At 49.0% G+C, this 25,822-nt stretch carries 25 protein-coding genes and 1 pseudogene; 20 read left to right on the top strand and 6 right to left on the bottom strand.

Features of this window, described 5'->3' with window-relative positions:
* Window positions 1-10 precede the first annotated feature (10 nt).
* The 4 genes from GUA98_RS12125 to GUA98_RS12110 are packed head-to-tail and all read left to right on the top strand — an operon-like array spanning window position 11 to window position 3,537.
* Window positions 11-1,006 (top strand): ABC transporter permease, encoded by a 996-nt coding sequence (locus GUA98_RS12125; RefSeq protein WP_193723156.1) that lies wholly within the window; start codon window positions 11-13, stop codon window positions 1,004-1,006.
* Window positions 1,003-1,983 (top strand): ABC transporter permease, encoded by a 981-nt coding sequence (locus GUA98_RS12120; RefSeq protein ID WP_193723155.1) that lies wholly within the window; start codon window positions 1,003-1,005, stop codon window positions 1,981-1,983. Before GUA98_RS12125 ends, GUA98_RS12120 begins: the two co-directional genes overlap by 4 nt.
* A gap of 2 nt (window positions 1,984-1,985) precedes the next feature.
* On the top strand, window positions 1,986-2,939 hold the full coding sequence (locus GUA98_RS12115; protein ID WP_193723154.1) for an ABC transporter ATP-binding protein: 954 nt from the start codon (window positions 1,986-1,988) through the stop codon (window positions 2,937-2,939).
* On the top strand, window positions 2,929-3,537 hold the full coding sequence (locus GUA98_RS12110; protein WP_153977173.1) for an ABC transporter ATP-binding protein: 609 nt from the start codon (window positions 2,929-2,931) through the stop codon (window positions 3,535-3,537). Before GUA98_RS12115 ends, GUA98_RS12110 begins: the two co-directional genes overlap by 11 nt.
* A gap of 59 nt (window positions 3,538-3,596) precedes the next feature.
* On the opposite strand, the gene GUA98_RS12105 is transcribed toward GUA98_RS12110, so the two are convergent.
* A complete protein-coding gene (locus GUA98_RS12105; protein ID WP_321573869.1) occupies window positions 3,597-4,787 on the bottom strand; it encodes a MalY/PatB family protein in 1,191 nt (396 codons plus the stop codon).
* Window positions 4,788-5,121: 334 nt separating this feature from the next.
* Window positions 5,122-7,119 carry an alpha/beta hydrolase family protein gene (locus GUA98_RS12100; protein WP_193723152.1) on the bottom strand — a complete coding sequence of 666 codons (1,998 nt, stop codon included), beginning with the start codon at window positions 7,117-7,119 and terminating at the stop codon, window positions 5,122-5,124.
* A gap of 326 nt (window positions 7,120-7,445) precedes the next feature.
* On the opposite strand from GUA98_RS12100, the gene GUA98_RS12095 reads away from it, so the two are divergent.
* The 6 genes from GUA98_RS12095 to GUA98_RS12070 all read left to right on the top strand — a co-directional run bounded on the left by GUA98_RS12095 (window position 7,446) and on the right by GUA98_RS12070 (window position 11,622).
* A complete protein-coding gene (locus GUA98_RS12095) occupies window positions 7,446-8,006 on the top strand; it encodes an STM3941 family protein (protein ID WP_193723151.1) in 561 nt (186 codons plus the stop codon).
* Between the two features lie 37 nt (window positions 8,007-8,043).
* The gene (locus GUA98_RS12090) at window positions 8,044-8,913 is read left to right on the top strand and encodes an aldo/keto reductase (RefSeq protein ID WP_193723150.1); all 870 of its coding nucleotides are present in this window, start codon (window positions 8,044-8,046) and stop codon (window positions 8,911-8,913) included.
* A 200-nt stretch (window positions 8,914-9,113) separates the two neighbouring features.
* The gene (locus GUA98_RS12085) at window positions 9,114-9,530 is read left to right on the top strand and encodes a GntR family transcriptional regulator (RefSeq protein WP_193723149.1); all 417 of its coding nucleotides are present in this window, start codon (window positions 9,114-9,116) and stop codon (window positions 9,528-9,530) included.
* The gene (locus GUA98_RS12080) at window positions 9,523-10,221 is read left to right on the top strand and encodes an ABC transporter ATP-binding protein (RefSeq protein ID WP_193723148.1); all 699 of its coding nucleotides are present in this window, start codon (window positions 9,523-9,525) and stop codon (window positions 10,219-10,221) included. Before GUA98_RS12085 ends, GUA98_RS12080 begins: the two co-directional genes overlap by 8 nt.
* Entirely contained in the window at window positions 10,218-10,958 is a 741-nt protein-coding gene (locus GUA98_RS12075; protein WP_193723147.1) for a hypothetical protein, read from the top strand. Before GUA98_RS12080 ends, GUA98_RS12075 begins: the two co-directional genes overlap by 4 nt.
* A 175-nt stretch (window positions 10,959-11,133) precedes the next feature.
* A complete protein-coding gene (locus GUA98_RS12070) occupies window positions 11,134-11,622 on the top strand; it encodes a hypothetical protein (protein WP_193723146.1) in 489 nt (162 codons plus the stop codon).
* Between the two features lie 45 nt (window positions 11,623-11,667).
* Here GUA98_RS12070 and GUA98_RS12065 read toward each other — a convergent pair whose 3' ends face one another.
* Window positions 11,668-12,516, bottom strand: a complete 849-nt coding sequence (locus GUA98_RS12065) for a WYL domain-containing protein (RefSeq protein ID WP_193723145.1) — start codon at window positions 12,514-12,516, stop codon at window positions 11,668-11,670.
* Complete coding sequence (locus GUA98_RS12060) at window positions 12,464-13,819, bottom strand: helix-turn-helix transcriptional regulator (RefSeq protein ID WP_193723144.1); 1,356 nt, start codon at window positions 13,817-13,819, stop codon at window positions 12,464-12,466. The genes GUA98_RS12065 and GUA98_RS12060 overlap by 53 nt, the downstream gene beginning before the upstream one ends.
* Window positions 13,820-14,046: 227 nt before the next feature.
* Between GUA98_RS12060 and GUA98_RS12055 the strand changes: the two genes are divergently transcribed.
* From GUA98_RS12055 to GUA98_RS12030, 6 genes and pseudogenes are all read left to right on the top strand, one after another.
* On the top strand, window positions 14,047-14,874 hold the full coding sequence (locus GUA98_RS12055) for a nucleotidyltransferase domain-containing protein (protein WP_193723143.1): 828 nt from the start codon (window positions 14,047-14,049) through the stop codon (window positions 14,872-14,874).
* A 58-nt stretch (window positions 14,875-14,932) separates the two neighbouring features.
* Window positions 14,933-15,202, top strand: a pseudogene (locus tag GUA98_RS12050) (polynucleotide kinase-phosphatase); the annotation flags it as partial.
* 243 nt (window positions 15,203-15,445) lie between these two features.
* Window positions 15,446-15,697 carry a hypothetical protein gene (locus GUA98_RS12045; RefSeq protein ID WP_095360818.1) on the top strand — a complete coding sequence of 84 codons (252 nt, stop codon included), beginning with the start codon at window positions 15,446-15,448 and terminating at the stop codon, window positions 15,695-15,697.
* 302 nt (window positions 15,698-15,999) lie between these two features.
* Complete coding sequence (locus GUA98_RS12040; protein WP_193723142.1) at window positions 16,000-17,871, top strand: S-layer homology domain-containing protein; 1,872 nt, start codon at window positions 16,000-16,002, stop codon at window positions 17,869-17,871.
* Between the two features lie 36 nt (window positions 17,872-17,907).
* Window positions 17,908-18,426: a hypothetical protein gene (locus GUA98_RS12035; protein WP_193723141.1), complete on the top strand. Its 519-nt coding sequence runs from the start codon at window positions 17,908-17,910 to the stop codon at window positions 18,424-18,426.
* A 43-nt stretch (window positions 18,427-18,469) separates the two neighbouring features.
* Window positions 18,470-18,988 (top strand): hypothetical protein, encoded by a 519-nt coding sequence (locus GUA98_RS12030; protein ID WP_193723140.1) that lies wholly within the window; start codon window positions 18,470-18,472, stop codon window positions 18,986-18,988.
* Between the two features lie 91 nt (window positions 18,989-19,079).
* Here GUA98_RS12030 and GUA98_RS12025 read toward each other — a convergent pair whose 3' ends face one another.
* Complete coding sequence (locus GUA98_RS12025) at window positions 19,080-20,000, bottom strand: AEC family transporter (RefSeq protein WP_193723139.1); 921 nt, start codon at window positions 19,998-20,000, stop codon at window positions 19,080-19,082.
* A gap of 93 nt (window positions 20,001-20,093) precedes the next feature.
* On the opposite strand from GUA98_RS12025, the gene GUA98_RS12020 reads away from it, so the two are divergent.
* The 3 genes from GUA98_RS12020 (at window position 20,094) to GUA98_RS12010 (ending at window position 22,923) form a co-directional block, all read left to right on the top strand.
* Window positions 20,094-20,600: a mismatch-specific DNA-glycosylase gene (locus GUA98_RS12020; protein WP_193723138.1), complete on the top strand. Its 507-nt coding sequence runs from the start codon at window positions 20,094-20,096 to the stop codon at window positions 20,598-20,600.
* Between the two features lie 144 nt (window positions 20,601-20,744).
* Window positions 20,745-21,317: an RNA polymerase sigma factor gene (locus tag GUA98_RS12015; RefSeq protein ID WP_193723137.1), complete on the top strand. Its 573-nt coding sequence runs from the start codon at window positions 20,745-20,747 to the stop codon at window positions 21,315-21,317.
* Window positions 21,298-22,923 carry a hypothetical protein gene (locus tag GUA98_RS12010; protein WP_193723136.1) on the top strand — a complete coding sequence of 542 codons (1,626 nt, stop codon included), beginning with the start codon at window positions 21,298-21,300 and terminating at the stop codon, window positions 22,921-22,923. Before GUA98_RS12015 ends, GUA98_RS12010 begins: the two co-directional genes overlap by 20 nt.
* 125 nt (window positions 22,924-23,048) lie before the next feature.
* Here the strand turns inward: GUA98_RS12010 and GUA98_RS12005 are convergent, their stop codons facing one another.
* Window positions 23,049-24,101, bottom strand: a complete 1,053-nt coding sequence (locus tag GUA98_RS12005) for a LacI family DNA-binding transcriptional regulator (RefSeq protein WP_193723135.1) — start codon at window positions 24,099-24,101, stop codon at window positions 23,049-23,051.
* A gap of 246 nt (window positions 24,102-24,347) precedes the next feature.
* On the opposite strand from GUA98_RS12005, the gene GUA98_RS12000 reads away from it, so the two are divergent.
* Complete coding sequence (locus tag GUA98_RS12000; protein ID WP_193723134.1) at window positions 24,348-25,667, top strand: glycoside hydrolase family 125 protein; 1,320 nt, start codon at window positions 24,348-24,350, stop codon at window positions 25,665-25,667.
* Window positions 25,668-25,822 lie beyond the last annotated feature (155 nt).

The following is a 25,822-nucleotide window of genomic DNA, read 5'->3' as shown; positions in this document are numbered from 1 at the left end:
GAGAGATGGTATGACAGGCATTCTTGAATGGGGAAGGTATGTTGGGGTGAAGCTGCTGCGACTCCTATCACTGCTGGCAGGAGTCAGCGTGGTGGCTTTTATATTGATGCAGTTCTCGCCTGTGGACCCGATTGAGGCCTACATCGGGGGAGACATGATCAGAGTGAGCGCCGAGCAGCGAAGTCTGATTGAAGAGCGGTGGGGATTGAATGACCCGCCTGCCCAGCGTCTGTTCACCTGGGGACAGGCATTACTCCAGGGTGATCTGGGAACGTCGATGATCTACAGACAGCCGGTTGCGGATATCATTCAGGAACGATTCCTGAATTCTGTCGCGCTTATGGCGGTGGCATGGATTTTATCCGGACTGATTGGCTTCAGTCTGGGTGTAGTCGCAGCAATGAAACGGGAATCCATGCTGGATCGCTTGATCTGCTGGTATTGCTATACGCTGGCTTCCACTCCGGTATTCTGGATGGCCTTACTGCTGCTTATGGTGTTCGGTGTGTGGCTAGGCTGGCTTCCGGTTGGCTTGGGTGTTCCAGCAGGGATGGCAGCTGATCAGGTGACATGGACAGATCGTGCCATACATATGGTTCTTCCTGCATTAACCCTGAGTCTGACTGGTGTGGCAGCCATTGCTCTGCATACCCGCCAGAAGCTGCTGGATGTGCTGGACTCGGACTATATACTCTTTGCCAGAGCTAGGGGCGAACGTGGCGTGCAGCTGTTCCGCAGGCATGGGTTCAGACATGTCGTGCTGCCTGCGTTAACGCTGCAATTTGCTTCCTTCAGTGAACTGTTTGGAGGCGCTGTTCTTGCAGAACAGGTGTTTTCTTATCCGGGCCTGGGACAGGCCACCGTTCAGGCTGGACTGCGAGGGGATGTGCCGCTGCTGCTCGGACTTGTCCTGTGCAGTACGATCTTTGTTTTTACCGGCAATCTGCTGGCAGACATACTCTATCGGTTCATTGATCCGCGGATGAAGGAGGAACTGTTAACATGAAGCAAGAGATGGAGCAGTCCTCCAGACGAATTCGTGCTGTGCTGCGGCTGCGATCGGGCGGATCTGAAGAAACGGAGAAGCGGAATTACGGTAAACGGTGGAGGCGTCAAGCCGAATTGTCTCCAGGCGTGTCTGGATTCGAGAAGCAGCGGAGCTATGCCAACCCGCGCAAACGGGCCTTGATCTGGGGGAGTCTGGCACTCGGCTGGATTGTTATCTTATGGCTGGCAGGGTTCGTGCTCCCCGCAGAGTCCACGCTAACTTCGTTGAAAGAGCGGAATTTGGCCCCGTTATGGGCACATCCCTTCGGTACGGACTGGTTGGGACGGGACATGTTCATGCGTACGCTGAAGGGATTAACGACCAGCATTCAGGTTGGTTTGCTGGCTGCGTGCGGAGGAGGGATCGTGGCACTCGTGCTGGGATTGATCGCTGCTTCAGGCAAGCTTGCCGACAGGGTGGTTTCATGGCTAATTGATCTATTCCTGAGTGTACCTCATCTGGTGTCCCTCGTGATGCTGGCCTTTGTCTTCGGTGGAGGTCTGCCTGGTGTGGCGGCTGCCATCGCCCTGACACACTGGCCGAATCTGGCCCGGATTGTTCGTGCGGAGATGATTCAGCTGAAATCGGCAGATTATATTCATATTTCCCGCAGGCTGGGCCAATCCCGGTTCAGGATTGCTACACAGCACATGCTTCCTCACTTGGTACCACAGTTGTTCGTGGGTACATTGCTGATCTTCCCTCATGCCATTCTGCATGAGGCTGCAATTACGTTTCTGGGGCTCGGGCTGTCGCCTCAGCAGCCGGCCATTGGCATTATTTTGTCAGAATCGATGAGATATCTGTCCGCAGGCATGTGGTGGCTTGCCTTTTTCCCGGGGCTGGCACTGTTATTGGTCGTTCGTGCCTTTGATGTGCTCGGGAACAGTTTGAAAGTGTTGACAGGGACAGGTAGTTCAAGGGAGGGAGGATAACGATGGCTCTTCTTGAAGTAAAAGGGGTCTCCGTTTCATTCAGACGAGCTCGTGGCTGGTTTGCACATGAGGAGAGCGAAGTCATTCAGGATCTGGATCTGACCGTAAATGAAGGCGAGATTGTAGCTGTCGTAGGGGCAAGCGGATCGGGCAAAAGCGTGCTGGCACAAGCAATCATGGGCATCCTTCCTGCCAGTGCCAGGCTTGAGGGACAGATCAGTTATGCTGAAGAACCGCTGACGAGAGAGCGGCAGCTACGTCTGCGTGGAGATGAACTGGTGTACATTCCCCAATCCGTTACTCACCTGGACCCGCTGCTCAAGGTAGGTAAGCAGGTTCAGCCAGTTCACCGGAAGCGGGGTGAGCGCCGGGTATCCTCAAGTTTACAGATGCATAAGGCAGAGAGGGAACTTACAGATCGCTATCAATTGCCCAAGGGAACCAGCAAGAAGTATCCATATGAGCTCTCTGGAGGCATGGCTCGGCGGGTACTCATGGCAACGGCGACTTCCGGTGAGCCCAAGCTGATTATTGCCGATGAGCCGACACCGGGAATCCATCCCGAAGTGCTGGCAGACACGATGAAGCAATTCCGGGAAATGGCTGACCGGGGGGCAGGCATCCTGTGGATTACCCATGACATTGCTTCGGCACTGACCGCAGCAGATCGTATCGCTGTATTCTATGCCGGTTCCTGTGTGGAGATCGCGCAGGTCACGGATTTTACGGACACAGGAGATGGATTGAGACATCCTTATACACGTGCACTGTGGAATGCTTTGCCGCAAAATGGTTTCCAGCCCATCCCGGGCTCGCAGCCGCTGGCGAATCAGCGGAAGGGAAGCGGTTGTCCGTTTGCACCCCGCTGTACTGCTGCGACATCTGCATGTACAGATCAACATCCTGAATTGAGGAAGCTGCGAGGCGGAGAAGTGAGGTGTATTCATGCCACTTGAAGCACGGAATGCCGGTTATGGATACGACAAGAACCATTGGTTATTTCGGGATATGAACCTGAAGCTGGAGCAGGGAGAAGTTGTGGGATTGTGGGGACCCAGTGGATCTGGCAAAACAAGCCTGGGACGCATCCTGGCAGGGTATGCAGAACCTATGGCAGGAGAAGTGCTGATGGACGGGAAGCCGCTTCCACGAGCTGGAGTCTGTCCGGTTCAACTTGTATTTCAGCACCCGGAAAAAGCAGTCAACCCACGCTGGCGAATGCGCCGTGTGTTACATGAAGCCGAGATGGCGGAGCATCCCGTTCTGAATGCTCTCGGCATTCAGCCTGAATGGCTGGATCGCAGACCGGATGAATTGTCTGGTGGAGAGCTGCAGCGCTTCTGCGTGGCCCGCGCATTGGGCAAGGAAACGCGTTATCTGATTGCGGATGAGATGACAACGATGCTGGATGCTATCACACAAGCCCAGATCTGGCATACTGTAATGGCAACGGCGCGACAGCGTAATTTGGGGCTGCTTGTGATCAGTCATGACCTGGACCTGCTGAATAGACTCTGTGACCGAATCATGCCCATGCCTGTATCTGAGCTGTAATGATAAGAAAAGCCATCTTCCTTCGACTTGATCGAGGAAGATGGCTTATTTTATAGGCACTAGTTTTGTTTGTTTAATTGATTCACCATCAGGGATAATCTGCGCATGGCTTCTTCAACCGTGGAACGTGGACAGGCGACATTCATCCGCATGTATCCCGTGCCTTCCGATCCGAAGACGGTGCCGTCATTGAGGGCGAGACCTGCTTCGTTCAGGAGCAGCCGTACAAGCTGTTCCTGGGGAACACCCAGCTTGCTGAAGTCCATCCAGAGCAGATAGGTCGCTTCCGGCAAATCAATGCCAACATCAGGCATGTGCTTCGCCGCATACTCCTGAACGTATTCCATGTTTCCCCGAATATAGGCAAGGCAGTCGTCCAGCCATTGTTCGGCTCCGTTGTATGCAGCCTCGGCTGCAATGGCGCCCAGTGTGCTGATGCTGGCGAGGCCTATGGTTTTGACGCCCTGGGCAAAGGATGCACGCAAGGAGGCATTCGGAATGATGATATTCGAGGTGCATAGACCGGGAATATTAAATGTTTTGCTTGGTGCCGTGCAGATGATGCTCAGGTCAGCGATGGCCTCCGAGACCTGGGACAGCGGAGTATGCGTGCCGCGTTGATGCACAAGATCGGCATGGATTTCATCCGACACCACAATTACATTATATTGCACACACAGGGCAGCAAGGCCTTCAAGCTCCTCGCGAGACCATACACGTCCAACAGGATTGTGAGGGCTGCAAAGGATAAGCAACTTCACCCGGCCTGTCTGCAGACAGGATTCCAGATGATTCAGATCCATGGAATAGCGTCCGTCTTCAAAACGGAGGGGATTGGTCATCAATTCTCTGTCCTGGCCACGTACCACTTCATAGAAGGGGGCGTAGACTGGAGTTTGAATCACAACAGCATCACCCGGTGCCGTAAAACGTTGAACGGCAATGCTTAGGGCTGGAACGATTCCAGGTGTAAACACAACCCAATCATCGTTGATTTTCCAGTTGTGGCGTCGTTCCATCCATCCTCTCAGGGCTTCGTGATATGCATCCGTGCGCACGGTATAACCGAAAATGCCATGTTCCATCCGTGTCTGCAATGCCTCAATAACAGATGGTGGTGCAGCAAAATCCATATCAGCCACCCACATAGGCAGTGCATCGGCCACGCCAAAGATTTCCTCAAGTGCGTCCCATTTCTCCGAACCGGTAGAGAGACGATTAATCGGCTCATCAAATGTGTTTTTTTTCATCATTAGGTTCCCCCTTCTAATCCGTTCATTCGACCACAATCGACAGATAATTATCTAATAAATTCGTTATTTTCGCAACTTTTTGACCTGCTTCCAAACCCCTTACGGTATGGTCCAAATTCCTTAGGTTTATTCAACGGAGCATGTACTTCTATGCGGACCTATGTAGTCTGTCTTTTGATCTCTTTCAACTCTAACTCTTGCAACTAAACCTGCTGTTTGGCTAAAACGTTTAGTTCACACAAACGAAAAAACCATCGCAGCGCCATCTTCCCGATGACTTTCTTCCTGCGATGGTTGTATCTCTACTTGGCTTGTCCTATGGAAAAAATAATTACAAGTGCTCGTTGAACCATCCGGCAATGTGCTCAAGACGTCTCACTCTCAGATGCGGGTGACCGCCTCTGGAAAGTTCATGATTAGCCCCAGGGAAACGAACGAGACGGGTCGTTTGTCTGCGGCGCTTCAGGGCGATGTACAATTGCTCAGCTTGTTCAATCGGACAACGAAGGTCCTGTTCACCATGCAGGATCAGCAGAGGTGTTTTTACATTCCCTACATAAGCCAGAGGGGAGTGCTTCCATAACAGTTCCGTATCCTCCCACGCATTGCCGCCAATCTGATCTTCGGTGAAAAAATATCCGATGTCGCTGACACCGTAAAAAGAGAGCCAGTTGGAGATGGACCGCTGCGTGACGGCTGCCTTGAACCGGTCAGTATGTCCAACAATCCAGTTGGTCATGAAGCCCCCATAGCTGCCTCCGGTAACGCCCAAGCGGGTTTCATCAATAAACTCATAGGTGGACAAGGCATAATCAACGGTCTCCATAAGGTCGCGGTAATCGCCACCGCCGTAGTCACCACGACAGGCATTCACGAATTGCTGCCCATAACCCAATCCACCACGCGGGTTGGTATAAACGACGGCATAGCCCTGCGCAGCAAGCATCTGGAATTCATGCATAAAGGTAAAGCCATACATCATGTGAGGACCGCCATGAATCTCAAGAATCGTTGGGATTTTGACACCGTCTACCATGCCGATTGGTTTCATGATCCATCCCTGCAGCTGAAGCCCATCCGAGGTATCAAACCAGAACATTTCCGGTACACTGAGCCGGATCTCTCCTTCCAGCTGGGGATTACTGCGAGTCAGCTGGATGGACTCGGCTCCGTGATCATCCGGATGGGGATACCAAAAGAGATCTCCCGGGCTTTGCGTGTCGGCAGCGGCCGCTACAATGTCACCATTCTCCAGTTCAGCAAACTGATAAAACTCTTTCTCCGCAGGCAGTATATACTCCGATTGACTGCCATCCAGTGCAACACGTGCGATTCGAACGCTGCCATGAACGGTAGCCAGACAGAGAATGGAAGAGCCGTCCCGAGTGAATAATGGCCCCGTTGTTGTCAGGTGGGCACGCATATCTCCAACGATACTATGATTCATCTGTACGTCCCAGTCACGGGTCAGGCACAGAGGCTGACCGCCCGAGATCGGGAGTGTATAGAGCTTCACCAGAGTGGCATTTCCGTACGAGCGGTCACTGGCAAGCAGGGCGAGGGATTGTCCATCCGGTGCATATGTCAATCGGCTGAAGGTGAACCCTTCCGGAGTCAGCTGCTGTATGTCAGACCCATCTGGTTTTGCGCGGTACACATGATTGGTCAGTGCATAATCATTATGCTCCTCTCCTGCTTCCGGCAGCTGGGCAATCCAGGCAATGGACGTTCCGTCAGGTGACCATGCATAGTCACCGACGTCGAAATGACCGGAGGTAACTGGAGTGGCTTCCCCGCCGTCAACCGAGATGCGGAAGAGGTGAGTGCGTCTGCCATTCCATAATCCTCCGCCGTCCGATTTCATGCGAATTCGGTCAACAACAAGTTCTTGCGGCAGTTTGTTGTCTGTATTGGATTCTTCTTCTGCTTCACTGTGCATATCAACAGAGGATTTCACAAGTAAGGTCTGGCCATCCGGAGACCAGATGAGGGAACTTGCTCCATGCTTCAACTGGCTGACTTGTCGTGCTTCTCCGCCATCTGCGGCAATGATCCAGACTTGTGTTTTTCCCTCATGCTCCCGTAAAAAGGCAAGCTGTGATCCGTCCGGCGACCAGGAGGGCGAGTGATCCTTGTCACCGAAGGTAAATCCTCTGTCCTTCTGACTCTTCAGCTGCAGGAGTCTCAGGTGAGAAGAGTAACCGTCCCGGTTGTCATTTGTCTTCCGACTTACATATACCAGCTGTTCGCCTCCAGGAGACGGGGTTGGATCGTTCACCCATGTAATCTGATAGAGATCTTCCGATGTGATGCCACGCAGACTGTTCATTGATTATCCTCCCACCTTGTTTTACAAATGTAATTTCCTAACCTTTCCATTTATATTAAAGGAAAGCAGGGGGGAGGACAACATGCTTCTGCACGAATGGAGATCGTTGCTTGGCTTATATCTTAACCAGGAGGAATTGCTGAATGTATGGCGAATCCTAATGGTGGAATTGTCATGAACGCGTTGGATCAGGGCTGGATTTTCCTGTTTGAAGTTGGTTTGTTTTGGTTAATAACCTATGTGTTTTTTGTCTGTTAACGATTCTAATCTGATATAGAAGATATAAGCATTGCCTATTTCGTTCAAATTAAAGGAGGAGCACGAGATTGTCGACATCCTATGAACAACAGCATGTGGAATATCCGAGCCGTAAACGAATGGGATGGCTTGCGGCCGGAGCTGCACTTTTTGTGGCCGCCGGATTTTTTTTGATGTTCAGCGATTCTTCTGATACAGGGGATTCTGTAATTTCCGCGGTTGTAGGCCTGGTTTCCGTCCTGTTTTTTGGACTCTGTCTTGCATACAGCTTGGTGAAGATGATCAAGAAGGAGCCTTCATTTGTCGTCAATGAGCAAGGATTCGTGGATGCCTCCTCCTATACCTCGGGAGGCTTCATTCCTTGGAAAGATGTAGAGAACATTTTCATGTATGAGTTGATGGGGCAGTCGATGATCGGTGTTAAACTCAAGGATGAGCAAGCCTTCCTGGATCGTCAGACCGGTGTGAAGCGCAAGCTGATGACCGTGAATACACAGATGGTAGATGCTACGGTGAGTATAGCCCAGAGCAGTCTGTCGTTGCCGCTGGAACAGCTGTATATCATGATGGTGGGACGATGGAAGCGTGCGAGTGAAGTATACAAGCCAGGCCAACAAGACAAGCTATAATTTTCGAGATACTTTATAAGAATAGGAGGGATGCAAAATGACAACACATGGAGAGAAGAAGCGTACCGTTCTGCTTCCTGACGGTACATCCCTGCCTGCTATAGGGCAGGGTACCTGGTACATGGGAGAAGACCGTTCAGCCCGTGCGCAGGAGGTAAGAGCATTGCGTAACGGGATTGAACTTGGCATGACAGTAATTGATACCGCAGAGATGTATGCTGAGGGCGGGGCGGAAGAAGTCACCGGAGAAGCGATAGCGGACTGCCGGGATAAAGTTTTTCTGGTCTCCAAGGTTTATCCGCATCATGCAGATCGCAAACAGATGGTCACAGCCTGTGAGAACAGTCTTCGGCGTCTGGGTACAGACCGATTGGATCTATATCTGCTGCATTGGCGGGGAAGCGTACCGCTGCAAGAGACGGTTCAAGCATTGGAAGAGTTGAAACAAGCGGGTAAAATCTTGCGCTGGGGCGTGTCCAATCTGGACACGGAGGATATGCAGGAGCTGTGGGATATTCCGGCTGGCCAGCATTGTGCCGTGAATCAGGTATTGTATCATGCGGCATCGCGCGGCATTGAAAGGGATCTCCTGCCCTGGCTCCGGGAAAGGAATGTTCCCGTCATGGCGTACTGCCCGCTCGCTCAGGGAGGCAGGCTGCGCACCCAGCTGCTGGAGCATCCGGTCATACGCAGTATTGCTGCTGAACGTGGAGTGACCACATCACAGATCGCATTGTCCTGGGTTATCCGGGATGGCGATGTGCTTGCGATTCCCAAAGCAGTACAGTTGTCTCATGTGGCAGAGAATGCCGCAGCCATGGATATCGTTTTAACAAACGAAGAAGTAGAACGGTTAAATGAAGCCTTCCCGGCACCAGCAGGTAAAGTTCCTCTGGATATTGTATAAATGGGCGCAGTGCACCAGCTGATTAGCTTGGTTGAGTAGAGCAGATCGTATATGATCTGCTCTTTTTTTATTTTAGCCCATAGTCATAGGACATCCTTGTGGGATTTCTGCATAAGGTTAGAAATAAATAGGCTTTACAACAACATAGCACTAGTGTACTATGTAACTAACACACCAGTACAGAGAGGAGCGAGTGCTTTGTGGCTATGGAATTCGATAACAACTTACCTATATACCTGCAGATTATGCAGTACATCAAGAAGCAGATTGTGACAGGCACACTGAAGGCAGGCGATAAGATTCCTTCGGTCCGGGAATTGGCGGCTGAGCTGCAGATTAATCCCAATACAGTACAGCGGACATTTCAGGAATTGGAGCGGGAAGAAGTGGTCGAAACGAAACGGGGGCTGGGCAGATATGTTACAAGTGAGGAGTCGAAAATAATGACGATCAAAAAAGAAATGGCGGGAGAACTGCTGGAGCGTTTTTTGACAGGCATGCAGGAACTCGGGATTGAAGAGCAGGATATTGTTACCATTGTTGCGGACGCGGTCGCTGGAGGTCAGTTATTACAGCACAGTCATGAACAGGGGAAGGGAGGGACAGGGCATGAGTAACGTCCTTGAATTGAATCACATTAGTAAAATGTACGGCGGCAAGCGGGCACTAAGCGATGTCACGCTTACGGTTGCGCCAGGCAGGATTGTTGGGCTGCTTGGCAGTAACGGCAGCGGCAAGAGTACCCTGATGAAGCTTGCTGCCGGATTGCTGCATCCTTCAAGTGGGACCATTCAGATCACGGGTAAACCGGTTGGGCTTGAGACCAAGTCGCTCGTTTCCTTCATGCCGGATCGCCCCTTGACCGAGAAATGGATGAAGGTTCGTGATGCCATTGCATACTATCGGGATTTCTATGCTGATTTTGATGAGGCGAAGGCCAGGGAAATGCTTGATTTCATGAAGCTCGCCGAGGGGGACAAGGTAAGGCATTTATCCAAGGGCATGAATGAAAGACTTCAACTAACACTGGCACTTTCCCGCAAGGCTCGTCTGTATTTGCTGGATGAACCGATCGGCGGTGTTGACCCCGTTGCCCGCGGCAAAATTCTCGATGCCATCGTAAAATTCTATGACGAACACAGCAGTCTGATAATTTCGACACATCTGGTGACCGATATAGAACGGATTTTTGATGAAGTCATTTTCATCCGTGAGGGCGAGAAAGTGATGCAGGAAGAGGTCGAGACGCTTCGTCTGAAATACGGTAAAAGTGTGGATGAGATGTTCAAGGAGGTGTATGCGGAATGATGACATTGTTGAAATATGATTTTAGAAGGAATTGGAATATCCTATTGGCAGGGCTGGTTGTATTGATCATCGTTCAGATCGGTCTGGCATTGTTCATGTCCGAGGTGGCAGGGCTAATTATTGGTATTATTGCTTATGTGGGGGCAGGTGTAGCCATCTATGTGAGAATGATTAAGACATACTGGTCCAACATCCGTGCGTACAATCGTCGTCTCGTACCCGTAACAGGGCTGTCTCACCTATTGTCTCCGCTAATATTTGGTACACTGTGTGGGCTGGGGCTAACAGCAGTTGCCATCATTCATTACTTCCTCTATGTTGCCACGAATGCAAGAATGCACTTTCTCAGCTACATCCATCTTTCGGGTATCCATCTTTCGGATTGGCTTACTTTGCTGTTGTTTATTTGGTGGGTTGCCATCTTTATGACCATCATGATTTTTCTCTCCATATCCATTGGAGGCAGCTTCAGGTGGAAAGCAGGCCCGTGGATTAGTATCGTCTCATTCTTCGTGCTGACCAATCTAATCAGTTGGCTGGAGAATGTCATTCTTGCTGGTCGCTTTAACCCGAACGAGTTGTTCCAGTTTACTCAAGAGAGTACAGGGATCACACTTACAGCGAATGGAGTTTTGTGGTCAGATGGAAGGCTGGGGAGTATCCTATTTGAGATTATTGTGGCAGTAATTATGGTTGGAGCTGCTGTATATCTGAATAATAAAAAGGTAGAAGTTTAGCAGTATACTTCGGGGCGATATGAATCACACGGGCGATCACGATCGTCCGTTTTTTTATGGCTAGAATACTAATAATTCGAAAAGTTGTGAAGCCATTTCCAATTCACATACGTAAATACATATATAGTATGGACTTTACCGGGCAGGTTTAATTTCAGCAAAAGGGGAGGATGTTATGGAACTATACTTCAGAGATAACTTTTTCAACGCAGGATACACCGAAATTATGGACGGGAATCAGGAGCAGGCCGGACATTTGGATCTGAAAAGTCTATTTGGTTCTTCACTAGATGTGTTCGGTCCAGAAGGGCTGATCTGCAGTGGTCGATTCGGGATGTTAAGCAATCGCTGGGATGTCACTTCAGTGGATGGAAGACACCTTGGGGTCCTCCGAGCCAGAATGAGCTTTTTTAGTAAACGATACGAATACGATGCTGGACCGCGAGGAATCTATGAAGTATCTGCACCGGCATTTTCCCAGGAATATGATGTCACGGGAATGGGCGGCAGAATTGTGGCTAGCTTCAGACGCACGAGCGGCTGGTTCAGTTCAGGAGCTTTTGTATTGAGTAATGAGTCCGAGCAGCTGGATACCTATGAGTTGATTGCTGTCGTTATGGGTGTGCATGCCATCAACAAAAGACGGAATTCCGCTGCCACATAGCGCACAGATGAACAACCCGAACCATATGGTTCGGGTTGTTGTTTGTTATGTGGACACCTTGGCCTCGGAAGTCAGACCCGGCTCACCTTGAGGTTCCGGATCTGCGTAGCGTGCAAGCACCTTGGCTGCTGTCTCGGACATGCGATTGCGCAGCATAACGTTGTCTACAATCCGCACCCGTTTGCCGAGAAAACGCATTTTGGACAACACATAATCCATCTCACTCCGGGGGATCGTCAGCTCAATCCGGTAGGTATGCTGAGCTTCCACATACGTTACCTGTTTCTCGAAGCAGGAGAAGGCATATAGAATTCGTGACAATTCCGTATTAAACTCCGGCAGTACTTCAATCGTGATGGTTGTCTTACGTTTCTCACTCAAATGGCGGATTTGCTCCGTATAACGCGAGACGTTTTCCGGTTCAAGGACCTCGGCCTCCGCAGTGATAATGCTGCGCAGCTTGGTTGACATCAATTTCCCGAAACGGGGGGCGTACCAGAGCACATACCACTCTTTTTTGACCATGGAATATTCGAGCTTGTACGGGAATCCGAATTGATCCTGAATGATTCGTCCATTGCGGACATGCCCCGTTAGTCGAAAAGCTTGTTGGTTCATTATGATTCTGCGCAGTGCATGGAGCAGGGGATGGGATACGCTGTGTTCTTCGCTTTTGGCTTTCTCGGTCAAGTACTCCTGCAGGTTCATATCCGGCTCGTCATCCAGCATATCTTGCAGTTTATGGTAAGTGGAAGGAGTTAATGCTTCCTGGGCGGCAGTGTGATTCAGCATCATCCGGAGCCAGGCCCGTTCCTGGGAAGTCCAGGTGAACAGTCCTGTCTCATTCAATCTCGTCATGATCTGATAGTTGAACATCTTCTCGAACAGATTCATAATATTGCGCAATCTCCTTCCATTCCTTAATCATCTCCTGGCGAAGCCTGTGAGGTGCAATGACCTCGCAGCTGGAGCCAAAGCTTCGAAGCCATGGTTTAATCTCCGTCGTACCGTTAACCCGGATCTCATACAGAAAGGTATGCTCGGTTTCGGGCGTAATGGTGCCCCACTGGCCCTGCAGACGTACCCGATCCAGAATGAAGTTGCGCTGACCGCTCTCGGGATGGAAAAAGCGGGCTTGAACCGTAACCGTCTTCGCCGTATCCACCAGCCAGCTGAACCGGCTGACTTCTGCCCATTGCTGCTTGAGATCGTGCATATGCTCTGGGCTTACCGCATCCAGTTCCTCCATCTGGGTGATGCCCTCCATTCGAAACTTCACGAAACCCCGGCGTCCCTGATATCCAATGACATACCACCGACCATATTGGTGATCATATACAACTTCGAGCGGCAGGATCTGATTGGAGTGTCCGCCTGCTTCCCGTTCGAATCGCGGATTCGTGTTCTGGGAGCTGTAGCTGGATGGTTTTTTGGGTGAAAAATAGACAAACTGGACTCGCTTGCACTGGCGAATGGCACTAAGCAGGGTGTACAGATGCGCCTCATCCAGAATGCGGGAATAATAATGGTACTTGTATATAAAAGGTTCGGTTACTTCCTTCTCGGGATAGCTTGCGGCTATTGCCTTCTTCAGGCTGTCTCTCAGCAGATACCCCTGTACCGAGGGAACTTGGGTATTCGCCATAATGTCCACAAAATCATATAACTCCAGCTGTTCCTGGGCCGTTAGTTTGGTGAGGACGTCCTGCTGCAGCATATAGCGATAAGGCCTGCCGCCCGGTTCCTTCCGGATAACACCGACTTCTTCCAGATACTTCAGATCGGTGCGGATCGTTTTTTCGTCAGGCAATGCAAGTTCCTCTGGCAGATCGACACAGCAGGCATCCAGCAGTTCCATTGCGGTCAGCGCGCTGCCCTGCAGTGTATGTAAAATGACGGAAAGCCGCTGAACCTCTGTTTCTTTCATCGATTTGGCCCGAAAAAGGAAAAGCAGCAGGGGTTCCGCAGATTCCCCATATTGGAAACGGACGAGTTCCGTCATTTCTTTGCTCGGCTCTGAACCGTGTCGCTGGTCCGCCACAGATTGCATGATTTCTTTTAGCCTACGCGTCGTTTTATCAAAAGTATGTACGGAGATGCCGAGTCGTTCGGCATATTGTTTGCGACTGTATGCACCGCTTGTCAGAGACAGCATGCGAAGGAACTGAATTTCTTTGTCAAAGCTTTCTTTGGCCATGAATCATCACTCCTTGGTGGCCTGGAGTCAGGCAAATATGGATTAAGCAATATGCAGCTCCCCACTTCTCGTATCCCTCCATTGTAACAGGAAGCGTGGCTGGTTTCATTTGAAACTTACTAAGGTCGCCATACTTTCGACATGTTCTAGTATGGATGAGTTAGGCATAATGAGGGTACGAAGAGATACGTGGCGAGCAGCAGAAGAGATAAAGGAGGCAGGTAGACATGACTCACGTTGATGAAGAAATGAGAGAAACGATTCGGCAGCAGCTCGCACAGATTGAACAGGAGGAACAGATCCGCATTATCTATGCCTGCGAGTCGGGCAGCCGTGCCTGGGGGTTTCCTTCGCAGGATAGTGATTACGATGTGCGTTTTCTGTACGTGAGACCGCTGGATTGGTACTTGTCGATTGAAGATAAACGGGATGTGATTGAACGTCCGATCAGTGATCAGCTGGACATCAACGGCTGGGATCTGCAAAAGGCGCTGAAGTTATTTCGAAAATCAAATCCACCGCTGCTGGAGTGGCTGCAATCGCCCATTCGCTACAAAGAGCGGTACAGTGTGGCAGAGCACATTCGTGCATGGTCTCCGCTTACGTTCTCGCCGAAGTCCTGCATGTACCATTATCTGAATATGGCCAAAGGGAACTTCCGGGATTACCTGCAAGGCGAGCAGGTGAAGATCAAAAAGTATTTCTATGTGCTCCGTCCGCTGCTCGCCTGCGGTTGGATTGAACGTTATGACGCCATGCCGCCCTTGGACTTTGATGAGTTAGTCAAGGACATTATACCTGCGGGACCGCAGCTGTATGTGGAAATTCAAGACCTTTTGAGCAGGAAGAGAGCTGGAGAAGAATTGGAACTGGAGCCGAAGCTGCCAGCCATTCATTCCTATTTGGCAGAGAACATCGAGCATTTCGGACACGTAGCTGCGGACATGAGGAATGATCAGGTTGTAGGGTACGAAGAATTGAATCGAATTTTCCGATCTGCGCTGGATGAAGCATGGGCGGATGAAGAGCAGGAGCATAGGAAGAAGGAGGAGTAATCCATGCATTTGATATTAAAAGCAACTGGAGAGGGAGCAGGCATCGTATCGCATCTGCTCTCGAAGAATCCGAATCCAACCTGCGATTAAAGTACGAGGGCATGCATATTTGCACATCATCTATGGGATGGATTACCTGGCGCCCGAGAATTTGTCCCGGCTTAGCAAACGCAAAACGTCCAAGAAGGAACGCCATGCTCTGATGGAAAGCGCTCTGGGCATGGAGGGAGTGGAGCGTTTTGTACGCAGGGAGCCGGTGGAGCGGGTTCATGAATGTGTGCTGGCGACGTTAGCTCTGGAGTCTGAGAAGGTCGATCCACGATTGTGATGGTCCATAATAATAAAGGAAAGCACCTTACATTAGACTGAGATGAAGGCAGGCTTGGACAAGATCCAGGCCTGTTTTTTTGTTTTATTGTAAAAACTTTACATTTAAGAACATTTGAATTAGGAGTCTTAACTTCAATATAAACGAACCAAAGCCCTATATGCTTCCATGATCATCTGGGTAATAATGTATATAGCAAGTAGTCATTGGAATCTCATAACGTAACGATAGGGGGTAACCTGTATGGCATCCATGATTCTGCTGGTAAAACAGACGGAAGACGATGAAAAGGTTATTTATCGATTCGGACCCAATGAGCGGAAGATGGGACTGATTGAAATGAACAAGATCAAGGAAAGTGTGAAGGAACTGGAACCTGTTCAGGTCGAAGGGGTTAATCCCAGCTTTTACTTCAATCGGGCGGCGCAGCGGCTGGTCCGATGTTTGTTCAGGGAAGGCGGCAAGTTTCCGGAACGGACGACGTTTGAATCCTGATTGTTTTGTAGGGAGCTAGAATGGTATTCAAATTTCTTCTCATATAATTGGTCCAAAATAGAAGTTCAGAGCCATCCGTAGGGAAAGGGCTCTGAACTTCTTTTGCATTCTATTAGGTTTTAATAAGGTAGGAATTTCAGCTGCTGATTCTGGACCCAAAGTCGATTGTTCAGAATCTGTTCAGAATGACCTGCTATATTGGTGGGACTATTGAAGGATGTTGTCCTGGTTATTTTGTTTTGTTGTGCAAATCGCAATGATTCCCAGGTCTCTATTTACTTCCCAAAAGGAGAGAAATATCTTTGAACAAATGGCTTTTGCGCACATCGCTTAGTGTCTTCCTGTTCAGTCAGCTTCAATCGAATTATGTATCAGCGCAGTCTTCTGAGAGACTTTTCTCGGATTTGGATCAAGCCTCCAGCTGGTCTCTGGCCTCTATAGCCTATTTGAACGAAATGGGGATAACCCAGGGCTATGATGACGGAACTTATCAACCGCGCAAAAAAATTACTCGTCAAGAGGTGGCAGGGCTGCTCGTACGTGCTCTTCAGTTTCCAGCCAGTGAATCTTCATCGGCCTTGCCTCCGGATGTCCGTGCAAGCAACTGGTCCGCGGACAGTATCCAGCGGGTTCTGAGCCAAGGGTTGATGGGGAATCCAAACGAGCCGTTTCGACCAACAGACCCGGTCACTCGGGAAGAATTGTTATCCATCTTTGTTCAAGCAACCAGTGCAAAGGGACAGGGAACCTCGACGTTATCGGATGAAGAAGTAAGTGATCCTGCCAGCAAACAAAGCATAGAAACTTCTCTGGAGATTGGTTTGCTGCAAGGGGACGGAAAAAAGCTGGATTTAGACAGGCCGACAGAACGGCAGGAAATTGCAGTCTTTTTGACCCGATTGATTCAGGCGCTTGAGGAACCAAAAACGACGGAAACGGAGCTTACCCTTGTAAACGAGAATACGGTCCGCATTGGTGCGTTTGAGTATCCTGTGACAGAGGAAATGCAAAGGTTACTTAACATGGACAACAAGAAGATTCTTGAAGGGGCAGCGCTGAAGGTCACACTGACACCTGATTTCAAAATTAAAGATATTGTCGATTTGACGTTGCCTGCGTCCAAAAAGAATTTGGTGTTTGATGGTGGGGATCTGCATATCAAAGGTAATTTGACCCTTCTCGGTGATCAGATGACTATCAAAAATCTATCCGTAGATGGAATGGTACAGGTAGAAGGGAATGCCAAAACAGCCTTGGTATTTGAAAATACTCAATTCAACGGACTTAATCTGAATGTGGCTTCCAAATTGACTTTGACAGGCACAACTTCCGTTGGTTCATTGACCGTCGCACAAAAAGCAGTCAAGGACTCAGAAATTGTCCTCCAGCAAAACAGTGTGATTAACGACATTATTGTCCCGGACAAACAGAATGTGCCTGGACTTGTCAAAGACTATAGCGGTAATCAGGATAAGATCCAACTGATCAATGGACAACCACGCGATTCACAACCCACTGCCTCCACTGGTGGTTCTGGTACTGGTGGCAGTTCTGGGGGGAGCGTTAATCCATCGGTGCCTGTCGTCGCAGATATCACCAAAATTCAGGAGGTTGCTGAAGCTTACAAACTGCCAACAGAAGTGTCCGTTCGATTGACGGATGGCAGCACGGTTAATAGAGCCGTGGTGTGGAGTGCGCCAGAAGGCGTTGTTATAGAGGAAGGTGAAGTTACCATCACACAACCGGGTGTATACAATTTCACAGGTGCGGTCGAAGGTGTGAAAGAAAAATCGAAATTGAAATTGGACATTAGACTTCCATTGAAGCTGGTAATTGGATCAGGAAATACAGGCATCGTCGTTACGGAAGCAGGAGAAACCAAGACGGTGTCTTTTACCTCAGAGCCAATCCCGGAAGTAACGAAGATCGTTAATCATGCCAGCTACCTGCTGGAATGGACGGATGAACAAGGGCGCTCTACCTCAGAAGTAGAGTTAATCAGTACGCCAGGATACACGTCTCATCATGTAGAAAACGGCTGGATTATTACTAAATCAGATGACTCTCCAGTGGTAAGCAAGGAATTGATTGCTGTTAAAGTAAAATTCAATACTCCGGGGACGTACTCTGTGCAGATTAGTGCTGTTAAACATGAACATCGGGATGAATATTAATTAAAAATTATAAATTATAAGGAGCGTTTACTAATCATGAAAAAGAATACCTTCGCGAAAGTATTATTATTGTCCTCTGCCTTGCTGCTCGCTGCAGCTCCTGCTTATGCAGCTTCTGGAAGACCGGTTTCAAATACAATTACGGCAAGCTTTAAGGTCAATCCGGTTGCTCCATCGTTTATGCTGAAGTGGGTGGATAATGACAATAGAGAACTGGAAACGCTGCCGTTACAAACCGTAACCAGTGGAGAAAGCAAGGATGTTACGGTTCGTGCAACGGTATCTCAAAATTATTCGGATATTTCCATGGTGTTCACCATCACCCGTACAGACGGAACTGCAATTACTGAAGGAGATGTGGAATTGAACGAATACGTTGAGAATGAGCTTGGTACGCCAAGAACAGGATACCTGGATGATGAGGGCAGACTGGTGATCCGTTCCAAATATTATCGAACAATTTCTTCACCAGGGAAAGATTTCTTTTACAATCTGAAGTTCAACACAACAGGCGAGTACCAGATCAGTGTTGTTGCTGTTAACGAGCCGGCCTAAAGCATATGAAAGTTAGTCCAAAAAGATGGGGGAAATTAAAACGATGAAAGCACCAAGAATGGTTAAGGCGCTATTTCTCACGGCTGCGCTGTTTACAATGGCTGCCCCAGCCTATGCTGATTATTCATACACGCCTTTGTCCAACAAAATCACAGCCACTTTCAAGGTGAATGCTCCGGCAGAGCCTACATATGTATTAAAATGGTTGGATTCCAGCAACAATGAACTGGAGACGCTCCCGCTCCAAACCGTGGACAGTGGAGTTAGCAAGGACCTTAAGCTTCGCGCGACGGTTAATCAGGACTTCAAGGATATCCGGTACTATTTCAAGATCAAAAGAACGGATGGAACAACCATTACGGATCATGACGTAACCTTGGCTCAATATGGAGACGCTGGTTTAATCAACTTAACTGGTGACACGGACGGAGAACTCTATCTATCTTATTCCAAGAGGTTCAGCACGGTAACAAGCCCAAGCATGGATTCTACATTTAACATTACATTTAACACTGCTGGTCAGTATCAGATTGATGTCGTTGCAGTGTCCATGAACGACTAATACAAAAAAACAAGTCCATAACCCTAATCGTGGGTCATGGACTTGTTTTTTTGTTGAATATGAAGACGCTCAGCTGTTGTGTGCGACAGCATCAAAATGTTTTGGCAAAAGAAATAAGGGCAGTAATCGTAAAAATGTTCAAGAGTGTCGAGATGAGCACTGTCTGGGCGGCAAAGTCGGGTTCGTTATCATATTCTTCGGCCAGAATGGAAGCATTCACCCCGGTAGGCATTCCGGAAGCAATGATCAGAGCCTGTGCGGCGATCCCTTCCAGACCCAGAAGCAGTACAATGGAGATCCCGATGGCCGGGCCAATCAGGAGACGCAAAAATGTGCTAATATACACATCAAGACGGTACAGCCGGATCGGATATTTGACAATCTGTGCTCCGAGGGTCAGCAGTGCCACAGCAACCATACTTTGCTGCGCATACGTCAGCGGCATGGACAAAAACGTTGGCAGAGGCACCTTCCACATGTGGAACAGAATCCCCAGTAAGAGAGCATAGGGAACCGGCATTTTGAGAAATCCGATAATGACTGCACGGTAGTTCCCTTTCAGCTTCGCGCCCTGGATAGATAATACGCCATACGTGAAGGTCAGCAATGACTGCAGGGACATGACCAGAGCCTGAATGGAAGACGCCAGCGGGTCTCCGCGAAATACGAGCGCATTGATCGGCAGGCCATAGTTGCCTGCGTTGTCCAGCATGACACTGTTGTTAAAGGCGGCTTTCATGCCTTTGTTCAATCGAAGTGTTCGTGCGAACACAGATCCTACGATATACAGAATAATGACATATATGGCGTAGAAGAGAGTGACCGTACCGAGCAGTTCACCCGACATATCGGAATGGTACATGCTCATAAAGACGGCTGCGGGGGTAATACAATAGAAATTGATTTTGGCGAGGGTGTACAAGTCCAGCTTGAACACCTTTTGCATCCAGGACCCGACTCCGATCAGGAGAAAGACGGGCAGGACGACTTCAAGCATGATGTCTGCTATCATCTGTTCAGCTTCCTTTTTCATGAAAATTTCAGTCCGATTTCGTAAACACTTCAACCATTATATCATTTTATACACTAGGGAGGTCATGTGAATATGATTCCAGATCATCTGGATGTTGGGTTATCGATTCTGTTTATCGGATTCAATCCCAGCATTACATCAGGCGAAACCGGCCATCATTATGCCTACAAAGGCAATCGGTTCTGGCGTATTCTTGAACGTTCCGGCTTAACTCCTCGTTTATATCATCCGGAAGAAGATCAGGATCTGCTCAAATTGGGGTATGGATTTACCAACATAGTAGCCCGGCCTACGAGAGGCGTGGAAGATATAACACGTGAAGAATATGCGGAGGGACGTCAGATTCTTCGGCAAAAGCTGGAACAGTACCGACCGGACATTGCCTGTTTTGTCGGGAAAGGGGTATACACCCAGTACAGCAAACGTACCAAAGTGGAATGGGGATTTCAGGACGATCCGGTTGTCCCGGAAATTCAGGAATTCGTGGCACCTTCTTCGAGCGGACTGGTGCGCATGTCGATGGATGAGATTGTTGCTATTTACGCACAGCTTAGCGATTTTATTGCGCAGAAACGTTGAGACTGATTATAGTGGATTCGCTCAACCGGCTTTGAACCGGACTTGAGCGAATTCTTTTTTTTGAAGAAAGTGAGAGTTTTTGGAAAGTACTTCCGTCTATATAGTACAGAACCATGCATGGAAGCTGTAGAGAAGGGGGATTACATGACTCAACATATGCAGGAGGAGGAGCTCATCGAGCGTATTATCGCGGGGGATAAACAGCTGTTCGCCTTGCTCGTGGATCGATATAAAAATAAAGTCTACGGCATTCTACGCGGAATGGGCGCGAGTCATCCGGATGCGCAGGATCTTGCACAGGACACGTTTATTCGGATCTATCGCTATCTCCCGTCCCGAAGGGTAGGAAGCAGTTTTTCTTCATGGGTATATACCATCGCAGTGAATCGGATGCGGGATTTTATACGGCAAAAGAAACCGGTGATGACCGCAGATGAACCGGTCATGGAGCCAGCCAGTGAAGAATCGCCGGAGAGGCATGTGCTGCACAAGGAGATGCAGCGGGAAATACACCGCCAGATGGAACAGCTGCCGGAATCATACCGGCTTGTGCTGCTGTTGAAATATACCAATGAGCTAAGCTATGAAGAAATTTCAGATATTACCGGCATGAGTGCAGCACAGGTCCGAAACGCGATGTACCGTGGGAAAAAGATGCTCAAGAAACAGATGGAGCGCAAAGGAGGGTTAGCCACATATGAAGCCTATTCCAAATGATGAAGACCGGTTATGGGAACAGCATGTATTTCGCGAGGAGCCTGAACCCGATTTTACACTTCAGGTGATGAAGAAACTGGATGGTGTCTCCATGGAACGTGAAGCAGAATTGAATTTTTCCGTGAAAAAGTCTTCCAAAACCCATTGGATGCGTCGTATGGGGGTTGCAGCAGCGGCTGTTGTAATTCTTGCAGGGGGAGCCTGGTTTGCTTGGGATTATAAAATAGGATCTGAGCAACCTGCGGTCAACGCAGTGAATAATCCTCTGCTCCCCAATATTCCTGTACCAGAGGAACTGAAGTATTCCTATCTGGCTGATGATTACAAACGTCTCAAGCCGCTCGGTCTTGTGGTTAATCCTAATATTCATATTGAGGACCAGGGTTACACGCTTAAGATTGAAGATGTACTAGTGGACCGTTCGCAGATCGTGATTACTGTACAGCAAAATGCACCTGATGGGAGTACGATATATTCGGTTTATCCCGAAATGGGAAGAATTCATATCACAGACGGGCAAGGAAACTCGATTGCATCCTTAGCTTCAATTGGGGATCCAATTCAAAATGGTTCAGTATATCAGAGATTTGTATACCAGCTTCAGGATGAAATCCCCGACGAGGTGGTTGTACGTGGGGAGCTGGGGCATTTGAATATAGGAAGCTATTATAATTTCGAGACAAAATCGTACGAAGACAAAGATGTCACGGTGGATTGGAGCTTCCAGTTCAATATCGATATGACCAAAGCCAAATCACTGGCTGTCGAAGCTCCTATGAATAACACATATATGACGCCGGAAGGTTTGAAGCTGGATATGACACAGTTGGTGCGAACACCAAATGGAACCCGGCTTGACATGAATGTGAGTTTGAGTGATCAGTTGCGTGCCAAAGTCGGAGAGGATTGGGAGAAACAAATGGAACTGCTGTACCATCTGGAGATACCTGAAACTAATGAGTACCGTGTATTTAACGGAAACATGACGAATGCCCGTCAAGCCAAATTCAGGTTAAGAGATACGAGTCAGTTAAGCCAGGATGGGGGACAGATGAGATTGTCTGAGACGTGGGACCCTGCTATTGTGACAGTGAATGCGAAGAAGATTCGCTTTGTCCTGGATGGGTACACCATCCCGGTAAGGGATGAGAAGTCCTTGGAAGTGGACCTGGAGAAGATGCGTGAGGATGCTGAATTTTACACCTACGTACTACAATTTGAACAATTTGGAGATGAGATTTTATTTTCTGATTTCAATTACAAGTCTTTGTTGGATTCTTATAACGCTTCGAAAGGAGATAGGGAAGAATACTCCCTTGTATTGGAGGGGTATGGATCTTTCAAGAATGCTTATAATGGAGATCATTGGGTGGCAGTCGATCAGGAAGGGAAAGAGTATCCCGTTGAAGTAATTGGTTTTCCAGATCAGCCCAATGCTGATGGAGAATATGTTGCGGATAATCTGAAATTGATCGTCCGCGGCTATTACAAAGGAAGCGGAACGAAATTCACCTTAAAAAGAACAGCACTAGTTAACGCAGAATATCGCGATCTGAATTGGAAAGTAGATCTGCCATCGTTTACAAGCCTACCTTGGCAGAAATAACAAACACGAACTATTACTCAGCAGGAAAATTCAATTAAAATGATGAAAGGCCCCGCACTAACATGTGGGGCCTTTTTTGCTGTGCATTAGATTGTACTGATGTTAAGGGGTGGACAAGTATCAAGTTAAGCCGATTCCCGCGGTATAAGGGAAGTGGCGAGCATGACGGTTTCTTTCGGTGTCCCCGGACGTTCAATTCGTCTCTGTAAAGCTTCAATGGCCCGCTGTCCTAGCTCTTCCTTGCACAGGTTGACGGTTGTCAAAGGTGGGGAAGACGTTGCGGCAGAGTGCACGTTATCAATGCCAATCACGAGGCAGTCTTGAGGTGTGGAGATTCCGATCTCCTGCAGTTTGTTCATCCATTGCAGGGCAATATCATCATTCACCCCAATCCAGGCATCGGGTCGTTCATGCTCCGGCATGTTGTTGATTTCGGCAGCGAGCTGGTCTACCCACTCCCCTTGCTCATAAGGAACATTCCATTCCCGGAATGTGGCCGCGTGACCGTGGCCGGTATGAAAATGATTCAATGCCAGTTCCATGCCGATCTTGCGCTGTGCGAAGCTGGCCGCACGGCCATCGTCCGTGATTAACCCGATTCTGCGGGATTGCAGGGACAGTAGATACCGCACAACGGTGATACCTGCCTCCAGATTATCATGGCTGATCGTATCACAGTTCAGGAGCGGTTCCTGATGATCCACCAGCACGATGGGACGACCGGTCTGAGCCAGCCGCTGCAGCACGGCATGAGGAAAGGCGCCCATGACAATGACACCCGCACATCGTTCCCAGTCCAGATGGGGAGCAATGGCCCGTTCCGGTGGTGTATGTTCGTCCCCCGTACCAAGTGAAGGAGATACAATTGCGTGATGCCAGCCTCGTTCATTACAGCCTGAGATCATGCCGGACAGCACCCGCTGCCAGTAGTGAGGCTCCCCGCGGTTTAGCTGATTCATGCAGATGAGCGCGAATGGCGGTTCGGATTGGTCTGCAGCAGCGGAGACACCGGTGCTTCCGGGTGTATTTTGGCGGTAACCCAGAGCTCTCGCAAGTTCAAGCACACGGGCGCGGGTAGACTCGCTGACTCCTGTCTTGCCACTGAGTGCACGGGAAACGGCATATTTCGATAATCCAAGCTGGTCAGCCAGCGTCTGAATGGATACTTTGCGGGACATGTTCATGACTCCTTCATATGTAAACAAAATATAAATTTTGAAATGAATTCGTGACAATTATAACAATTGCGAATTGACGACATTTACCAACTCACAGTACACTACATTTAATAACGTTATTATATATTATGATAACAAAAATAACAATAATCGAATATGCCTGAAAGGATATGACGGATTTAGAGAAGAACAGATCAGCCATATCCAAACACCACAACCACAATTCATGCAGAGGAGACTACATCCATGGAACAGTTCAGATTACCGAAGATTCCCATGCCTCATCTGGAGTTGCCGCAGGCTGTACAAGATATTCTGGCGGAGGCGGACAAGAAGCTGCAGCACAGACCGAGATTGCTCGCACAGTTCCGCAACTGCTTTCCGAGTACGCTCGAGACGACGACCAAACTGCTTGATGACGGTACAACGTTTGTCATTACAGGTGATATCCCAGCCATGTGGCTGCGTGATTCCGTAGAGCAAGTTATGCATTATGTACCGCTCGCGAAGGACGATGCAGCATTACAACGGATCATCGGCGGACTGATCAAGCGCCATATGTTCTATGCTGACATTGATGTGTATGCCAATGCATTCAACGAAACAGCCAACGGCTGGCACTGGGATGCCAATGATGAGACAGAGATGTCGCCATGGGTATGGGAACGTAAATTCGAACTGGATTCCCTCTGCTTCTCGATGAAGCTGGCCTATGCGTACTGGCGTGAGACGGAATTGACGGATATTTTCGATGAACGCTTCAAAAGGGTGATGGAGAGTGTAGTCCATCTCTGGCAAACGGAGCAGCACCATGCCGAGCAATCGCCATATCGGTTTATGCGTCGCAATTGTCCAGCCCATGATACGATGCGTAATGCGGGAATGGGAATGCCTGTGAACTACACCGGAATGATCTGGTCGGGTTTCCGTCCGAGCGATGATGCCTGTGATTTCCACTATAACATCCCTGCGAATATGTTCGCTGCGGTGACCTTGCGCCAGATGGGGGAGATCGCCAAATGGGTATTCCGGGACGAAAAACTGGTTAGCGAAATGGCGCGGCTTGAAGAAGAGATTCGCCATGGAATCTCTCTCTACGGCATATACAATCATCCGGTCTATGGACGAATCTATGCCTACGAAACAGACGGATACGGTAATCATTGCCTGATGGATGATGCGGGTACGCCTGGACTGATGTCCATTCCGTATTTGGAATATGCACCTGTGGAGGATACCGTGTACCAGAATACACGCAGGTTTATTCTGAGTAAGGAGAATCCATTCTATTATGAAGGCCAAGCAGCCAAAGGGATCGGAAGCCCGCATACCCCGCCGGGATACATCTGGCATATGGCACTGTCCATGCAGGGACTGACCGCGGATAATGACGAGGAAATGCTGGAGATGATTGGACTGTTGGAAAATACGGATGCAGGGACCGGGTTCATGCATGAAGGCTTTCATGCAGATGATCCCGATACATTTACAAGACCCTGGTTTGCCTGGTCCAACAGCCTGTTCTCACAGCTCGTGTACAAAGCCATGCAAAAAGGAATTTTATAGAGGTGTATAAAATGGTTATATAGTTACACTCAACAACTCCGATTGCATTACCATCTTTCGATCGCTGTTATCCCCGGATTTTCTCATCTCCTTTTTCATTCTGTAAAGATGCAGCAAAATACTAAGCAACCCAGCTCAACTCGCGCAGATTTGCG

It is taken from the genome of Paenibacillus sp. P13VS (assembly GCF_015143645.1).
GTDB lineage: Bacteria > Bacillota > Bacilli > Paenibacillales > Paenibacillaceae > Paenibacillus > Paenibacillus xylanilyticus_A.
This window is presented reverse-complemented; position numbering and strand designations above follow the sequence as displayed.

Coding starts and splice junctions, on each gene's coding strand:
- GUA98_RS12065 (WP_193723145.1), bottom strand. CDS start 12,516: ATGAATCTGTTCGAGAAGATGTTCAACTATCAGATCATGACGAGATTG.
- GUA98_RS12025 (WP_193723139.1), bottom strand. CDS start 20,000: ATGATAGCAGACATCATGCTTGAAGTCGTCCTGCCCGTCTTTCTCCTG.
- GUA98_RS12110 (WP_153977173.1), top strand. CDS start 2,929: ATGCCACTTGAAGCACGGAATGCCGGTTATGGATACGACAAGAACCAT.
- GUA98_RS12080 (WP_193723148.1), top strand. CDS start 9,523: ATGAGTAACGTCCTTGAATTGAATCACATTAGTAAAATGTACGGCGGC.
- GUA98_RS12015 (WP_193723137.1), top strand. CDS start 20,745: ATGACTCAACATATGCAGGAGGAGGAGCTCATCGAGCGTATTATCGCG.
- GUA98_RS12100 (WP_193723152.1), bottom strand. CDS start 7,119: ATGAACAGTCTGCGTGGCATCACATCGGAAGATCTCTATCAGATTACA.
- GUA98_RS12010 (WP_193723136.1), top strand. CDS start 21,298: ATGAAGCCTATTCCAAATGATGAAGACCGGTTATGGGAACAGCATGTA.
- GUA98_RS12030 (WP_193723140.1), top strand. CDS start 18,470: ATGAAAGCACCAAGAATGGTTAAGGCGCTATTTCTCACGGCTGCGCTG.
- GUA98_RS12120 (WP_193723155.1), top strand. CDS start 1,003: ATGAAGCAAGAGATGGAGCAGTCCTCCAGACGAATTCGTGCTGTGCTG.
- GUA98_RS12005 (WP_193723135.1), bottom strand. CDS start 24,101: ATGTCCCGCAAAGTATCCATTCAGACGCTGGCTGACCAGCTTGGATTA.
- GUA98_RS12105 (WP_321573869.1), bottom strand. CDS start 4,787: ATGAAAAAAAACACATTTGATGAGCCGATTAATCGTCTCTCTACCGGT.
- GUA98_RS12045 (WP_095360818.1), top strand. CDS start 15,446: ATGGCATCCATGATTCTGCTGGTAAAACAGACGGAAGACGATGAAAAG.
- GUA98_RS12060 (WP_193723144.1), bottom strand. CDS start 13,819: ATGGCCAAAGAAAGCTTTGACAAAGAAATTCAGTTCCTTCGCATGCTG.
- GUA98_RS12115 (WP_193723154.1), top strand. CDS start 1,986: ATGGCTCTTCTTGAAGTAAAAGGGGTCTCCGTTTCATTCAGACGAGCT.
- GUA98_RS12055 (WP_193723143.1), top strand. CDS start 14,047: ATGACTCACGTTGATGAAGAAATGAGAGAAACGATTCGGCAGCAGCTC.
- GUA98_RS12020 (WP_193723138.1), top strand. CDS start 20,094: ATGATTCCAGATCATCTGGATGTTGGGTTATCGATTCTGTTTATCGGA.
- GUA98_RS12035 (WP_193723141.1), top strand. CDS start 17,908: ATGAAAAAGAATACCTTCGCGAAAGTATTATTATTGTCCTCTGCCTTG.
- GUA98_RS12070 (WP_193723146.1), top strand. CDS start 11,134: ATGGAACTATACTTCAGAGATAACTTTTTCAACGCAGGATACACCGAA.
- GUA98_RS12090 (WP_193723150.1), top strand. CDS start 8,044: ATGACAACACATGGAGAGAAGAAGCGTACCGTTCTGCTTCCTGACGGT.
- GUA98_RS12000 (WP_193723134.1), top strand. CDS start 24,348: ATGGAACAGTTCAGATTACCGAAGATTCCCATGCCTCATCTGGAGTTG.
- GUA98_RS12125 (WP_193723156.1), top strand. CDS start 11: ATGACAGGCATTCTTGAATGGGGAAGGTATGTTGGGGTGAAGCTGCTG.
- GUA98_RS12075 (WP_193723147.1), top strand. CDS start 10,218: ATGATGACATTGTTGAAATATGATTTTAGAAGGAATTGGAATATCCTA.